The organism is Streptomyces sp. NPDC003038 (assembly GCF_040611115.1).
Classification (GTDB): Bacteria; Actinomycetota; Actinomycetes; order Streptomycetales; family Streptomycetaceae; genus Streptomyces.
Genome location: NZ_JBEXNN010000047.1, coordinates 16,492 through 27,238, shown reverse-complemented (window position 1 = coordinate 27,238; position 10,747 = coordinate 16,492). Strand labels below are relative to the sequence as shown.

The 10,747-nt window shown below is 72.5% G+C and carries 9 protein-coding genes and 1 pseudogene; 4 read left to right on the top strand and 6 right to left on the bottom strand.

The window, feature by feature from the left end; translation table 11 throughout:
• Positions 1-284: 284 nt before the first annotated feature.
• The gene (locus tag ABZX75_RS31735) at positions 285-785 is read right to left on the bottom strand and encodes a hypothetical protein (RefSeq protein WP_355416815.1); all 501 of its coding nucleotides are present in this window, start codon (positions 783-785) and stop codon (positions 285-287) included.
• A gap of 375 nt (positions 786-1,160) precedes the next feature.
• Here ABZX75_RS31735 and ABZX75_RS31730 point away from each other — a divergent pair, with 375 nt between their 5' ends.
• On the top strand, positions 1,161-1,823 hold the full coding sequence (locus ABZX75_RS31730; RefSeq protein WP_355416812.1) for a class F sortase: 663 nt from the start codon (positions 1,161-1,163) through the stop codon (positions 1,821-1,823).
• A gap of 99 nt (positions 1,824-1,922) precedes the next feature.
• Here the strand turns inward: ABZX75_RS31730 and ABZX75_RS31725 are convergent, their stop codons facing one another.
• Both ABZX75_RS31725 and lysX read right to left on the bottom strand, forming a co-directional pair.
• Positions 1,923-2,795: a polysaccharide deacetylase family protein gene (locus ABZX75_RS31725; protein WP_355416809.1), complete on the bottom strand. Its 873-nt coding sequence runs from the start codon at positions 2,793-2,795 to the stop codon at positions 1,923-1,925.
• Between the two features lie 111 nt (positions 2,796-2,906).
• Positions 2,907-6,209: a bifunctional lysylphosphatidylglycerol synthetase/lysine--tRNA ligase LysX gene (gene lysX, locus ABZX75_RS31720; RefSeq protein WP_355416806.1), complete on the bottom strand. Its 3,303-nt coding sequence runs from the start codon at positions 6,207-6,209 to the stop codon at positions 2,907-2,909.
• A 114-nt stretch (positions 6,210-6,323) separates the two neighbouring features.
• On the opposite strand from lysX, the pseudogene ABZX75_RS31715 reads away from it, so the two are divergent.
• Positions 6,324-6,425, top strand: a pseudogene (locus ABZX75_RS31715) (universal stress protein); the annotation flags it as partial.
• Positions 6,426-6,566: 141 nt separating this feature from the next.
• Here ABZX75_RS31715 and ABZX75_RS31710 read toward each other — a convergent pair.
• Positions 6,567-7,760, bottom strand: coding sequence for a CapA family protein (locus ABZX75_RS31710; protein WP_355416803.1), 1,194 nt, complete (start codon positions 7,758-7,760; stop codon positions 6,567-6,569).
• 374 nt (positions 7,761-8,134) lie between these two features.
• On the opposite strand from ABZX75_RS31710, the gene ABZX75_RS31705 reads away from it, so the two are divergent.
• Both ABZX75_RS31705 and ABZX75_RS31700 read left to right on the top strand, forming a co-directional pair.
• Positions 8,135-8,674, top strand: coding sequence for a sigma-70 family RNA polymerase sigma factor (locus ABZX75_RS31705; RefSeq protein ID WP_355416800.1), 540 nt, complete (start codon positions 8,135-8,137; stop codon positions 8,672-8,674).
• Positions 8,675-8,876: 202 nt separating this feature from the next.
• A complete protein-coding gene (locus ABZX75_RS31700) occupies positions 8,877-9,377 on the top strand; it encodes a hypothetical protein (RefSeq protein ID WP_355416818.1) in 501 nt (166 codons plus the stop codon).
• A 13-nt stretch (positions 9,378-9,390) separates the two neighbouring features.
• Here the strand turns inward: ABZX75_RS31700 and ABZX75_RS31695 are convergent, their stop codons facing one another.
• Both ABZX75_RS31695 and ABZX75_RS31690 read right to left on the bottom strand, forming a co-directional pair.
• Complete coding sequence (locus ABZX75_RS31695) at positions 9,391-9,792, bottom strand: hypothetical protein (protein ID WP_355416797.1); 402 nt, start codon at positions 9,790-9,792, stop codon at positions 9,391-9,393.
• A gap of 82 nt (positions 9,793-9,874) precedes the next feature.
• A complete protein-coding gene (locus tag ABZX75_RS31690; RefSeq protein WP_355416794.1) occupies positions 9,875-10,735 on the bottom strand; it encodes a DNA-formamidopyrimidine glycosylase family protein in 861 nt (286 codons plus the stop codon).
• Positions 10,736-10,747: the final 12 nt, after the last annotated feature.

Below are 10,747 nucleotides of genomic sequence, written 5' to 3'. Positions count from 1 at the left end.
GCATCGTCTGCACCACGAACGCGGTCGAGTCTGTTAACGCCAGGATCCGGCGGTGGCTGGCCAGGACTCGGGGCGACCGGCGGTTGAGGGATGTCTTGCGGGCCGGACCGGTAGCGGGCCGGAACCAAGGCCCCCGTCCCGCAGCGGAACCCGGCGCCGAACCCGAAGCCGGAGAACCGGCTCGGGCCCGGGAGCGGCACCGGACACCGCGGACCCGGCATGACCCGGCATGACCCGGCCCCGAAGACACCCCTCCCGGGAGCCTGACCGGGGAGGTCTGCCGGTCAGGCCCGGCCGCGGATCGGACGGCGGCGGCGCATCACGTGGACGCCCGCGCCGAGTGCCGCCGCGCCGACCAGGCTCGCACCGATGGCGGTCTCGGCGGCGGACGGGCCGAAGGAGCCGCCGATGCCGCCCTGGGCGGGGTTGCCCGGGAGGATCCTGAACCGGTGCGTGGCCACCAGGCTGCTGTCGTTGCACCGGACGGACAGCGTGTGTTCGCCCGGGGAGGCGTGGTTGAAGATCCGGACGGTCGCGAAGCCGATCGACCCGGCGGACAGGTTGGCCGGCGGAAAGTTGCCGGGCGAGGTGACCGTACCGCCGTGTCCACAACCCGACGCGCTCACCTGCATCGTGGATCCCTGGTGCACGGAGTACGGGTTGACCGAGACGTTGCTGGGGCCGCCGCCCCCGCCCAGCGGAGGGTTCGCAGAGGCGATGGGGGCACTGAGGCCGATCGCGGCGCAGGCCGCCGCCGTCACGGTAAGAGCGCGGAAAACACGCATGGTGGAACCTCCAGCGGAAAGCGCCCCGGAGCGTCGGCCCCGGATGATCGACGAGAACGCCTCCCACGACGAACCCTCAGCGCGGCCCGCAAGCTCCGCATGTCCGGCTTTGGTCCGCACGGTTGAGCGACACGCCGAAGCGCGGACCGCTCGGCTGACGGATCCGCAGGTCACGACCCGTCAGGCATTTATGTGACGATTACCTGGATGGGCGCACCCCTTCCGGCCCCTTCCGGGCCCCTTCCGGGCCGCGCCACCCGTTCGCCCCCTCCCCAATCGCCGTCCCGCCGACTCAGCCTTAGCGTGCGTGAAGTAGGGCGTACTGGGGCGGGACGGGAACGCGGGTCGGGACCCCCGCGTCGCGAAGGGAGAACGATGGGCGAGGACGAGACAGGGCAGTCGCGCAAACGCTCACCGTGGGGCGTACTCGCCCTGGTCATGCTCACCGGCCTCGCCATGGTGCGAAACGGTGTGAACGTCGACGAGGGGCCGCCCCAGCCCGCCGCGGCCTCGGCCGTCGCGGTGACCGCCGACCAGGTGCCGGTGAATCCGCCGGCGCCGCCTGCTGACCTGGAGGTGCTGGAGCACTCGTCGGTGCAGCGCATCCGGATTCCCACGATCAACGTGGACGCGCCGGTGATGACGGTCGGGCTGGACGCGCAGGGCTGGATCGACGCCCCGCCACCGCAGGACAGGAATCTGGCCGGCTGGTACCTCAACGGCATCTCGCCGGGCCAGCGGGGCTCGTCGGTGATCGTGGGCCACGTGGACAACGCGCAGGGCCCGGCGGTCTTCTACGGCCTGGGCTCGGTCAAGCCCGGCAGCCACATCGAGGTGGAGCGGTACGACGGACGCACGGCGGTGTTCGAGGTGTACGGCGTGGAGGTGTTCTCGAAGGAGTCCTTCCCCGGAGCCCGGGTGTACGGGGACACCGGGTACCCCGAACTCCGGGTGATCACCTGCGGCGGCGGCTATTCCAAGGCCCGCGGCTACGACGGCAACGTGGTCGTCTTCGCCCGGATGGTGCAGGCCCGCTGACCCCGGCGGTCGGGGCCCCGCGCCCGAGCGGGGCCCGCGCCCCACGGCGTGGACCCCGCGCCCCAGGCCGGCAGGCCGGGGGGGGGGGGAATCCGACCCTCAGCGGGGCGGCAGCACCGGCAGGGTGAACCGGTAGCCCCGTGCGAGCAGTTGGGGAAGGTACGCCGACAGCGCCTGGACGCTCTGCGACCGGTTGCCGCCCGCGTCGTGCGACAGCACGATCACGCCGGGCCCGGCGCCCTTGAGGACCCGGGAGACGATCGCGGTGGTCCCCGGCTCCTTCCAGTCCAGCGAGTCCACGGTCCAGGCGAGCGGCTCCATGCCCAGCTCGGCGCCGATCTCGAAGGCGGCCCGGTTCCACGCCCCGTAGGGCGCCCGGAACCACACCGGTGCCTGCCCGACGCTCCGCTGTACGACCTCGCTCGTGCGTCCGATCTCGGAGGCGAGGCCGGGCCGGCTGAGCTTGGGGATGAGCGGATGTGTCCAGGTGTGGTTGCCGATGACGTGGCCCTCGGCGACCATCCGGCGCAGCAGGTCCCGGTTCTCGGTGGCCATCTCCCCGCACACGAAGAACATCGCGCGTACGCCGTACCGCGCGAGGGTGTCGAGGATGCCCGGCGTGTAGCGGGGGTCGGGGCCGTCGTCGAAGGTGAGCACCATGCTGCTCGCCGTGGCCGGGTCGGCCGGCAGCTCCAGGATGGGCCGGGTCCGGACCGCGGGCTTGGCGGCGGCCGGGCGGGCGGGGGCCTCGGCGGTCATCGGCCGCAGCCGGTACGACTTCTCGGGCGGCGTCTGGGAGAGCATTCCGGGCGCTCCGGCCGCGGGGTTCGGCCCCGGCCCGGCCGCGCCACCCGGGCCCGGTGTACCGCCCTCGCCGCCCGAGTTGATCAGTCCGGCGGCGGCTGCGACTCCGAGGAAGACGGCGGTACGCAGGAGCACGCGTCGCCCCACTGTCGGCTCGTCATTTTTCATTATTACTACGTATCAACGACATCGTCACAGATGTCGAGGGGCGCGGACGCTCGCCCTTCCCGTCACCCGCCCGGCTCAGCAACCCGGTCGTTCGGCCGGTCGGTCAGCCGGTCAGCCGCGCCGGACGAGAGGGAACGGAAGCGTCTCGCGGATCGTCAGACCCGTGAGGAACATGACGAGCCGGTCCACGCCGATGCCCAGGCCGCCCGTCGGCGGCATCGCGTACTCCAGGGCGTCCAGGAAGTCGTTGTCGAGTTCCATCGCCTCCGGGTCGCCGCCCGCCGCCAGCAGCGACTGGGCGGTGAGGCGCCGCCGCTGCTCGACCGGATCGGTCAGCTCCGAGTAGGCGGTGCCCAGTTCGGTCCCGAAGGCGACCAGGTCCCAGCGCTCCGCGAGCCGCGGGTCCTCGCGGTGCTGGCGGGTGAGCGGGGAGACGTCGGTCGGGAAGTCCTTGTAGAAGGTGGGCAGCTGCGTCCGCTCCTCCACCAGCCGCTCGTACATCTCCAGGACCACGTCGCCTCGGGTGTCCTCGGGGGTGTGCGGCACCTTGGCCCGGTCGCACAGCCTGCGCAGGACCCGCTCCTCGGTGTCGGCGTCGACCTCCTCTCCGAGGGCCTCGCTGATCGCCCCGTACATCGTCTTGACCGGCCAGGGACCGGAGATGTCGTGGACGACGAGCCGGCCGTCCGGTCCCGCCTTGTGCGCGACGGGTGAGCCGAAGGCGGCCGTGGCGGCGCCCTGGATCAGTTCGCGCGTGAGGTCGAGCATGACGTCGTAGTCGGCGAAGGCCTGGTAGGCCTCCAGCATCGTGAACTCGGGGTTGTGCTTGTAGGAGACGCCTTCGTTGCGGAAGGTGCGGCCCATCTCGAAGACCTTCTCCATACCGCCGACGCAGAGCCGCTTGAGGTACAGCTCGGGCGCGATGCGCAAGTAGAGGTCCAGGTCGTAGGCGTTGATGTGGGTGCGGAAGGGCCGGGCGTTGGCGCCGCCGTGGATCTGCTGGAGCATCGGGGTCTCGACCTCGAGGTAGCCGCGCTCCAGCAGCCCCTGGCGCAGCGCCTGCACCGCGCTGGAGCGGGCCCGTACGACGTCTCGTGCGCCCGTGCTCGCGACGAGGTCGAGGTAGCGGCGCCGGACCCGGGCCTCCGGATCGGCGAGACCCTTGCGCTTGTCGGGCAGAGGGCGCAGGCACTTGCCGGTGAGCTGCCAGGACCTGACCACGACGGACAGCTCGCCGGTCTTGCTGGCGCCGGTCTCGCCGCTCGCGACCACGTGGTCGCCGAAGTCCACCTGGGAGGTGAAGGAGTCCAGGACGCCGGGTCCGGCCTCGTCGCGGGTGAACATCAGCTGTATGTCCCCGGACCAGTCACGGAGGACGGCGAAGACCACGCCGCCGAGGTCGCGCACGACCATCACCCGCCCGGCGACGGTCACCTCCTCACCGGAGCGGGTGCCGGGCGGGGCGCCGGGGACGGCGGCCTTGAGTTCGGCGACGGTGTGGGTGCGGGGGCGGATGCCGACGGGGTACGGGTCGGTGCCCGCGGCCCGGATGCGCTCCAGCTTGTCGTGGCGCACGCGGACCTGCTCGGGCAGCCGCTCGGGCCGCGCGCCCGCGCCGTCCTCCTCCACGGTGTCCAAGCCCAGGGAGGCGATGGAGGGCAGCCCCTCGGTGGTCGCGGGCGCGGTGAGGCCCCTGGTGTGGCCGTTGCCCCACAGGGTGCGCAGGCTGGGTACGGAGACGAAGCCTTCGGCGATGCCGGAGGCGAGGCTGACCCGGGCGAGCGAGCCGGCGTCCTGGTAGCAGAGGAACCGCGGGTACCACTCGGGGCCGTACTTGACGTTCGAGCGGTACAGCGCCTCCAGCTGCCACCAGCGGGAGAAGAACAGCAGCAGCTTGCGCCACAGCTTGAGTACGGGGCCGGCGCCGATCCGGCCGCCCTCCTCGAAGGCCGAGCGGAAGACCGCGAAGTTGAGGGAGATCCGGCGCACGCCGAGGGCGGGCGCCTGGGCGCACAGCTCGGCGACCATGAACTCCATGACGCCGTTGGGGGCGGTGCTGGCGCGGCGCATCAGGTCGAGGGAGATGCCGTCCTTGCCCCAGGGGACGAAGGAGAGGAGGGCGATCAGCTCGCCGTCGGCGTCGAAGGCCTCGACCAGCAGGCAGTCGCCGTCGGCGGGGTCGCCGAGCCGGTCGAGGGCCATGGAGAAGCCGCGCTCGGTCTCGGTGTCGCGCCACTTGTCGGCCCGGTCGACGATGGTCCGCATCTCCTCCTCGCTGAGGGCGCGGTGGCGGCGGACGAGGGTGGTGGCGCCGGTGCGCCGGACGCGGTTGACGGCCTGGCGGGTGACGCGCATGTCGCGGCCGTCGAGGTCGAAGTGGGCGACGTGCAGGATGGCTTCGTCGCCGAGCTGGAGGGCGCTGAGTCCGGAACGGGCGTAGGCGTTGGCGCCGTCTTCGGAGGCGCCCATGACGGCGGGCTGCCAGCCGTAGCGGCGGGCGACGTCGAGCCAGGCGTTGATGGCGGGAGTCCAGGCGGCGGGGTCGCCGACCGGGTCGCCGCTGGCGAGGCAGACGCCGGCCTCGACGCGGTAGGTGACGGCGGCCTTGCCGTTGGGGGCGAAGACGACGGCCTTGTCGCGCCGGGTGGCGAAGTAGCCGAGGGAGTCGCCCCGTCCGTACGCGCCGAGCAGGGCCCGGATGCGCGGCTCCTCGTCCCCGTGCAGGGCGGCGGTCAGCCGCTGGGAACGGAAGAGGGTCGTGGCGGCGTTCAGCAGGGCGAGGGCGCCGAAGAGGCCGAGCAGGAAGTACAGCGGGCGGGGCGGGCGGCCGTCGAACTCGCGGGCGGGGAAGAGACCGCCGACGACCTGGTTGGCGGACCAGTCCAGCCACTGGACCCTGGGCAGGGTGCCGGGGAAGAGGGCGACGAGCCCCCAGCCCACCAGGACGGCGGCGAGCAGGCCGACGCCGAGCACGATCATGGCCCGCCACAGGGCGCCTGGCCGGGAGGCGGCGTAGAACTCCCTGCGGGCGGCGATCAGCACCACCAGGGCGGCGACGGCGATGGCCATCGAGGGGACGCCGATCCAGTACTCCTCGTCGGCCACGATCAGGACATCGGCGAGGATCAGCAGGGCCAGATAGATGACGACGATCCACCAGGCGACCTTCTTGCGGGTGCCGAGGGCCGCGGCGAGCAGGAAGAGGAAGACGGCGTAGGCGAGGTTCGCGCTGACCGGGACCACGATGAGGTCGAGGAAGCGTACGACGGGGCGCAGCAGGCGCCGCAGGGTCGGGGAGAGCGCCAGCAGGGCGCACAGCAGGCCGAGCACGCCGAAGAACGCGCCGAACCCGTCGGGCACCCGGTTCAGGAAGCGGCTCCGGGTTCCGCGGGTCTCCTCCACGCTGGCACTCATGGTTCGCACTGTAGGGAGGGCCGCGCCGGTCCGCGCGCCGAGCCGGACCGGGTCTGTCCGTCGCATGCCAGGGGCACGGCCGTGACCCGCCGCCCACCCCCAAACCTCGGGAGGGTGACCGAGCAGGTGAACAAGGGATTCGAGCGGGGTACCGACGGCCCGAAGGTGATCCTCGCCGGGGTCGACGGGTCGGAGTCCTCGCTGCGGGCGGCTGCCTGAGCCGGCACGGTCCCCCCTCCGGGCGCTGACGGCCCGGCGCACAGCGGTCGTACGCGCTCGACCGCGTGCCACGCGGTCTTCCGCTCGTGCCGCAACGGTCTTCCGCTCGTGCCGCGCTGGCCCGGGCGGGTGGCGTGCCTACTTCCCCATCGTCAGGCCGTCCTTGGCGGCGGCGCGGCTGAGGACGGCCTCGCTGACGGCGTCCCGGGCGGTGCGGTAGTCGTCCCGGTCGGGGTGCTGTGCGAGGCCTTGGGACAGGTTGACCACCCTGCCCGCGTCCCGGTCCATCCACTGCGGGATGAACTCGGCCTTGGTGACCTGCCAGCGCCGTCCCTCCGCGGCCGGCGGGGCGAAGGTGAAGCGGCCGATGGAGCCGTAGCCGCCGCGCGCGTCCTCCGCGCCGGAGTGGTTGAACATCTGGCCCGCGACCTGGTCACCCATGCCGTAGACGATCCAGGTGCCGTTGACCTTCTCGTAGGGCTGCGGCACGTGCGCGTGGGTTCCGAGGATCAGGTCGATGTCGGGGCGTCCGCCGCTCTGCGAGGCGGTGAGCGCCTTGCCGAGCGAGAGCTGCGTCTCATCCGGTTCCGTCTGCCATTCCGTGCCCCAGTGCACGCTGACCAGGACCACGTCCGCGCCCGCCTTACGGGCCGCCCGCGCATCCGCGATGATCTTGTCCTGCTCCATCAGGGCCACCGCCCACGGCTGGCCGTCGGGCATGGGGTAGCCGTTGGTGCCGTACGTGTACGCGAGGTGCGCCACCTTGGCGGAGCCGGCGGTGTACGTCGTCGCCGTCGCTGCCTCGGCCGCCGTACGGGCCGAACCCGCGTGCTTCAGACCGACCTTGTCGAATCGGTCGAGGGTGCGGCGCAGCCCCTCGCTCCCGTCGTCCAGGGTGTGGTTGGAGGCCGTCGAGCAGCCGTCGTATCCGGTGTCCTTGAGCGCGTCGGCGATCTGTGGCGGGGACGTGAAGGCCGGGTAGCCCGTGTACGGACCGCCCTCCTCCCCGTAGATGGTCTCCATGTGGCACAGGGCCAGGTCGGCCGCGGAGACCACCGGCTTGACGCCGGAGAACATGGGCCGGAAGTCGTAGCCGTCCCCGCCAGCATCGGCCGCGCCCTGCCGGATGATCGAGGTGTGCGGCAGTACGTCCCCGCTGGCCACGAGGGTGAAGCCCTTGGCGGCGGAGGGTCCCGGGGCGCTGGAGGGAGCCGGTCCGCCGGAGCCGGCGAGGCGGGCCGGTGCGGATTCCCCGGTGGCGGAGCAGCCCGCGGCCGCCGACAGCAGGAGGGCCGAGAGGACGGCGACGGCCTGCCGGGTGCGCTTGGTCATCTGTCGCAGCTCTCATTAGTAGGACTATCCGACTTCTCCGATCACCTGCAATCCACAGAATGAGGCGCCACAAGTCAAGGAACGGCTCCGCCCGCCGCACACCGGCTCACTCCTATGGCGCCTATAACGCCTATGACGGCCGCCCCAGGACGACCGACCCGACCGCGACGCCCGCCCCGGTCGGCAGCGCGCCCGCGCCGGTGCCGTTCGCCGCGCCGTTCGACCGTTCACCGCCCGGCGCGGCCGCCCACCGGATGACCCGGGGGCTTGGGCGCAATACCGCGGCTGGACGGTTCCCGGGCGGCTCCGCGCAGGTCAGGGTGAACGAGCCGCCTCCCCAACGGACCCCCACGCACCTCGGAAGGAGCCCCCTCGTGCCGCTCTCACCCACCCTCCAGCGCACGGACCCCGAGGCGCTGGCCGAACTCCAGCGCGACCACGGCCGGGCGCTGTTCGGTTTCCTGTTCGGCCTCACGGCCGGGGACGCCCAGCGTGCGGAGGACCTCGTACAGGAGACGCTGGTACGCGTCTGGCAGCATCCGGAGGTGCTGGACAGCGGGCACGACTCCATGCGGCCCTGGCTGTTCACGGTGGCCCGGCGGCTCGCGATCGACGCCCGGCGGGCCCGGATGTCACGGCCGCTGGAGGTGGACCCGGAGGGGCTGGAGCAGGCGCCCGCACCGGAGGACGCGGTGGCCGGCTCGGTCACGGCGATCGACGTCCGGCGGGCCGTGGGTTCCCTGGGGCCGGAGCACAGGGAGGTCCTGATGCAGGTCTACTTCCGGGACCGCTCGGTCGCCGAGGCCGCGGCGGAGCTCGGCATCCCGGCCGGAACCGTCAAGTCCCGTACCTACTACGCCCTTCGCGCCCTGAGGAAGGGCCTCCAGGGGTACGGGTACGGGCTCGGCGCTTGACCGTCTCCTTGCGCGCGGCCCGGAGACCGCCCCAAGGAAGCCCCGAATGCACGCGGATCGGACAAGAAACGCATCGAATTCGGCATCAGACCGTTCAAGTTGAGTAAACATCCCCCGTTGCGCGCACCACTCGGGACAGGCTCAGGGCTGACGGCGGGACGCTCAACGCGCGGGAGAAGGTGGAACGGTGCAGCCCGAGGGTATGAACGGCACCAGTGACGGCGGGCTCGCGGTGCCCATGGCATGGCTCTACGCCGAGTACATCGCAGACGAACTGCTGCGCACGGGCCGGCTGATTCCGGTCAGCACCCTGGAGTTCCGGGCCGGGCGGGACACCCTCGCCCTGACCATCTATCTCTCGGACGCCGCCGGTGAGCTCTCCGGGATCCGGGTGGTCTCGCAGCTCGACGAGTGGCTGTCGCTGACGGCGTACGGGCACCCCTGGCGCGACTGGGTGCACACCCGGTTCCTCGCGCTGGGTGAGGAGGCGAGGGAGCGCGGCCGCGCCGAGGAGCCGGACCTGGAACTGGCCCGGGCGGCCTGGCGCTGGCTGGACCACACCGAGCTGTTCGCCACCAACCTCGACCCGGGGCGGCACGGCCACGCCGACACGCCCCCGGGGCTGGACGAGAACGCGCGGGTGTGGACCCCGGCCTGGCAACTGGGACTACCGCTCGGCCACTTGGCCATGCACCTGTTCTGAGGCGCCGTTCGGACTACTGCGGGCGGCGGGTGCCGGGCGCCTCGGCGGGATCGGTCACCAGGCCCGTGAAGTCGGCCTCGTTGCGCTCGGCCCGGGTCACGTACCACCGGGCGATGAGCCACATCACCGGATACACCAGCAGGCCGAGCGCCACCCAGGCCAGCGGCCCCGACCCGGCGCGCGGCAGCAGGAACACCAGCGGCAGCGTCCCGACCAGCAGCGCGAGCGCGGCCAGCGCCCCGAGGCCGGCCCGCAACTGGCTGCGCATCAGGGCCCGGACATAGGTGGCGCCGAGGGTGGTCTGTTCGGAGATCTCCGAACGGGCCGGGGTGTGCGCGGGCGGCCGGCGGCGGGCGCCCCGGGGCACACCGGTGACGGTCTCCCGCCGGGGTGGCGGCGGCTGCTCCTCGGCCATGGTGCGGGATTCTACGCGGCGCCGGGCCATTCCAGCCGGGCCGTTCGAGCCAGGCTGTTCCAGCCAGGCCATTTAAGGAGGGTTATTTGAGGAGGCGCGAGAGCCGCCGGTCGGCGAGCGGCTTCCCGCCGGTCTGGCAGGTGGCGCAGTACTGGAGCGAGGAGTCGGCGAAGGACACCGAGCGGACGGTGTCCCCGCACACCGGGCAGGGCTCCCCGGCCCGGCCGTGCACCCGCAGCCCGCTCTTCTTCTCGGCCTTCAGCTTCCCGGCGGCCACGCCGTGTTCCCGTTCCACGGCCTCGCGCAGGGTGTCCTGGACGGCCGCGTAGAGCCGGGTGGTCTGGTCCTCGTCGAAGGACGCGGCCAGCTTGAAGGGCGAGACCTTGGCCCGGTGCAGGATCTCGTCGCTGTAGGCGTTGCCGATGCCCGCGACGACGCTCTGGTCGCGCAGCACGCCTTTGATCTGTCGCCGCTCCCCCGCCAGCAGCGCCGCGAAGGCGTCCCGGTCGAAATCCGCGGCGAGCGGATCGGGTCCGAGGCGGGCGATGCCCGGCACCTCCCGGGGGTCGCGGACGACGTACACGGCGAGGCGCTTCTGGGTCCCCGCCTCGGTGAGGTCGAAACCGCCGCCGCCCTCCAGGACGACGCGCAGGGCCAGCGGTCCTTTGCCGGGACGCGGCGGCTGCGTCGGCAGGGTGTCCTGCCAGCGCAGCCAGCCCGCCCGGGCCAGGTGGGTGACGAGGTGGAGCTCGCCGATCCGCAGGGCCAGGAACTTGCCGTAGCGCGCGGTGGCGCCGGCCTGCTGCCCTTCGAGGGCGGTCAGCGGCGGGTCGTACGTCTTGAGCACGCTCACGGCGACGGGGAGGGCGCGCTCGACCACCCGCCCGGTGAGGTGCTCGTCGAGGTACTCCCGCAGGGCCTCGACCTCCGGCAGTTCGGGCATGGTCCCAGCCTG

Coding starts and splice junctions, on each gene's coding strand:
- ABZX75_RS31735 (WP_355416815.1), bottom strand. CDS start 785: ATGCGTGTTTTCCGCGCTCTTACCGTGACGGCGGCGGCCTGCGCCGCG.
- ABZX75_RS31730 (WP_355416812.1), top strand. CDS start 1,161: ATGGGCGAGGACGAGACAGGGCAGTCGCGCAAACGCTCACCGTGGGGC.
- ABZX75_RS31725 (WP_355416809.1), bottom strand. CDS start 2,795: ATGAAAAATGACGAGCCGACAGTGGGGCGACGCGTGCTCCTGCGTACC.
- lysX (WP_355416806.1), bottom strand. CDS start 6,209: ATGAGTGCCAGCGTGGAGGAGACCCGCGGAACCCGGAGCCGCTTCCTG.
- ABZX75_RS31710 (WP_355416803.1), bottom strand. CDS start 7,760: ATGACCAAGCGCACCCGGCAGGCCGTCGCCGTCCTCTCGGCCCTCCTG.
- ABZX75_RS31700 (WP_355416818.1), top strand. CDS start 8,877: ATGAACGGCACCAGTGACGGCGGGCTCGCGGTGCCCATGGCATGGCTC.
- ABZX75_RS31695 (WP_355416797.1), bottom strand. CDS start 9,792: ATGGCCGAGGAGCAGCCGCCGCCACCCCGGCGGGAGACCGTCACCGGT.
- ABZX75_RS31690 (WP_355416794.1), bottom strand. CDS start 10,735: ATGCCCGAACTGCCGGAGGTCGAGGCCCTGCGGGAGTACCTCGACGAG.